The 3144-nt window shown below is 62.7% G+C and carries 3 protein-coding genes; 2 read left to right on the top strand and 1 reads right to left on the bottom strand.

Annotation, left to right across the window (positions count from 1 at the left end):
- The coding region (locus EBS11_RS28075; protein WP_290608780.1) for an RNA polymerase sigma factor region1.1 domain-containing protein at positions 1-1496 on the bottom strand (1496 nt) is incomplete at its 3' end.
- Between the two features lie 567 nt (positions 1497-2063).
- On the opposite strand from EBS11_RS28075, the gene EBS11_RS28070 reads away from it, so the two are divergent.
- Entirely contained in the window at positions 2064-2573 is a 510-nt protein-coding gene (locus EBS11_RS28070; protein ID WP_290608778.1) for a ProQ/FINO family protein, read from the top strand.
- A gap of 9 nt (positions 2574-2582) precedes the next feature.
- Positions 2583-3083 (top strand): 3'-5' exonuclease, encoded by a 501-nt coding sequence (locus EBS11_RS28065; RefSeq protein WP_365956384.1) that lies wholly within the window; start codon positions 2583-2585, stop codon positions 3081-3083.
- Positions 3084-3144: the final 61 nt, after the last annotated feature.

Genomic DNA, 3144 nt, shown 5'->3' with positions numbered 1-3144 from the left:
ACCTTGGCCGTGAAGCGGATGCCCAGCAATTCCTGCGAAATGGCTTCCTGCGCCTTGACGTAGGCTTTCGAGTTGTAGCCCTCGGGCGCCTTGCGCATCTTGTCGTACTGCGTGGAAATGACGGCGAACTTTTCCAGCGCATTCTTTTTCAGCTGCGCCAGCTGTTCGCTGGAGAAGCCGGCCGCGCCGCCATTGGCGTCGCCGTCTTCTTCCTCGGCTTCCTCTTCCTCTTCCTCGTCGTCGCTGGCGACGGCAGGCGCGGCGGCAGCGGCCGGGGCAGGAGCATTGCTTTCGTTCAAATCGACGAAGCCATCGACCACTTCATCGACCTTGATTTCATCGCGCGCGATTTTTTGCGACAGCGCAACGATTTCGCCGATGGTGGTGGGGCAGGCGGAAATGGCCTGGATCATGTCCTTCAGGCCGCCTTCGATGCGCTTGGCGATCTCGATCTCGCCTTCGCGCGTCAGCAGCGCCACGGCGCCCATTTCGCGCATGTACATGCGCACGGGATCGGTGGTGCGGCCGAAGTCGGAGTCCACGGTCGACAGGGCCGTGGCGGCAGCCGCTTCCACTTCGTCGTCGCTGGTGACGGTGGCAACGTTGTCTGTCAGCAACAGGCTTTCCGCGTCAGGGGCGCGCTCGTAGACGGCGATGCCCATGTCGTTGAAGGTGGCGATGATGCCTTCGATGGCTTCCGGATCGATGATGTTTTCCGGCAATTGGTCATTGATCTCGGCATAGGTGAGGAAACCGCGTTCCTTGCCCATGTTGATCAGGCCCGTGATCTGCTTGCGGCGGCGTTCCAGGTCCGCTGCGGACGCTTCCGGATCGCCCAGCGCATCGGCCAGGCCGCCCTTGGCCTTGCGGTCGCGCGCCTTCGAGACGGCCTTCAGTTCCGCGCGTTCGACGGCGTTGAGTGCTGCCACTTCATCGTTTTCCGGCGTGAATTCGCTCGGCTTGCGGCCACGGCGGCCTGGCACCTTGACGGTCGGCAAGAAATAATTCGACGTATCGATGGCGGCCAGGGCGTCGGCGTCCGTGGTCTTGCTGACCACTTGCGCGCCGGTGATGATGGTCACGGGCGCCGCTTCCGGCTTGGCGCGCACGACTTTCGAGCGGGCCGCCGTCACCACCTTGTTCGTGGCGGCGCTTTCGCTGACCTTGCGCGGCGCGACGGCGACCTTGGCGGCCGGGGCGATTTTCACGCTCGGCACCTTGGCCGGTGCCGCTTCGACGGACTCGGCAATGGCTTCGGCGGCAGGGGCGGCCACGGGCGCTTCCACGGCGGCGTCGGCCGGCGGCACGGCAGCCAGGCGCGAGCGGCTTTTCTTCACCACGGTGACGACGGTGGGCGCCGTCGTGACGGTGGCTTCCGGATTCGCTTGCGCATTATCGATGAAGTAAGATAAAGTCGTTTTTGGTACGGCAAGTGGTGCCGCGGCTGGGCGTGGCGCCTTGGCGGACAACGTTAAAGTTTTTGGCGTATTCTTCATGAGATATCTCTTAATGCGAGACCAGATGGTGTCGGCGCGAAGTGAATGATTCCACCTAAGCCTGCGAAACCGGACTCGATGGAGCGTATTGTTGCGGCTGCCGTCAAGGGCAGCGGCGCCTGTCTATCGGAACGTTCATAGCCCGCGCATCCGGCATGCGGAGCGGCGGGACCGAAGCCGGGTCAGATAAATAAGCGATGTACATTGCGGAATGAAAAAAAGCCCGTACCAGAACGGGCTTGAATCTATTGTTGTTCAGTGAAGACACAGCGGAGAGCAAGATTATGCACGAAGGCCAGTTATCTGGATAATTGATAAGCGGAATGTCCGATATCAAAAATACCAATAATTGTCGCCCTGCACCGCACTGCTCCTATCCCCTGTACACCTGAGTCTAGCCTTCAAAAACCGGGCTCAGTCATCAGCGCAAGCCGACATTATACACATTTCCCGCATTTCGCGCTGCCCGCGGCATGGCGAACACGGGCTTAATGCAGGTCAAGTTGCCAAAAAAGACAATGCACTTGCCTGTGGCGCGTGCTATGCTCCCCTTTTATAGCCCAACCAATGATGTCGATGACCAGCTCCACGCCAGACCAGCAAGCCACCACTCCTGTCACGCCAGCAGATGCAGCCCCAGCGGCGGCACCGGCCGCGGCGGCCACACCGGCGCCCGCCGGACTGACCGCGCGCGCCCTGTTGAAGCAGTTCCAGGAGCAATTCCCGCCTTTCCGCGATTGCCTGCCCCTGGCTATCGGCATCGACAAGCAGATCCTGGCGCGCCTGCCGGACCTGGACCGCAAGCTGATGCGCACGGCGCTGGGCATCCACACGGGTTCCCTGCGCTACCTGCGCGTGATGGAAAAAGCCAAGGTGCGCTACGACCTCGACGGCACGGCCGGCGCGGAAGTGACGCAAACCCACCGCGACCACGCCACGCAAGTGCTGCAGCAGCGCTTCAAGAAGGAAGCCGAGCGCAAGAAAGCCGAACGCGACGCGGCCGCCGCCGAAGAAGCGAACCGTTTGCGCCTGGAAAAACTGAATCAGCTGACCGCGAAATTCTCGCGCAAAGGCTGATCCGGTTTCATGGACACTGCTGCCGCGCCGCCACTGCCGCCCTACCAGGGTATCGAACTCGACCACGTCAAGCTGGTACGCACCAGTGACGATGCCAAGGCGGCCATGGCCGCCCTGCTGGCAGCGGACGCCATCGGCTTCGATACGGAATCGAAGCCGACTTTCGTGAAGGGCGAGTCGTCCACGGGACCGCACCTGATCCAGCTGGCCACCGACGACATCGCCTACCTGTTCCAGGTGGGCGCCACGCCGGCCCCGGCCCTGGCCGAACTGAAGGCCATCCTCGAATCGACCACGACCCTGAAGGTGGGCTTCGGCCTGTCCGACGACGTCAAGCGCCTGCGCAACAAGCTGGGCATCGCGCCGGCCCAGGTGCTCGACCTGTCCGTCGCCCTGCGCGGCGGCCAGCGCAACGACCTGGGCGCGAAGACGGCCGTGGCCAAGTTCTTCGGCCTGCACCTGCAAAAGTCGAAAAAGATCTCCACGCCCGACGGTCCCGTTTGCGCATAGTCAAGGCAATAGTAGTCGCCCGTGCCGAACCGGGCGAAGGGCAGCAGGGCGGCGCCATCGT

Origin of the sequence: Janthinobacterium sp., assembly GCF_009923995.1 — a bacterium.
Taxonomy (GTDB): domain Bacteria; phylum Pseudomonadota; class Gammaproteobacteria; order Burkholderiales; family Burkholderiaceae_D; genus Janthinobacterium.
The sequence above is the reverse complement of the archived record's forward strand: the minus strand, read 5'-3'. Positions and strand labels throughout refer to the sequence as shown.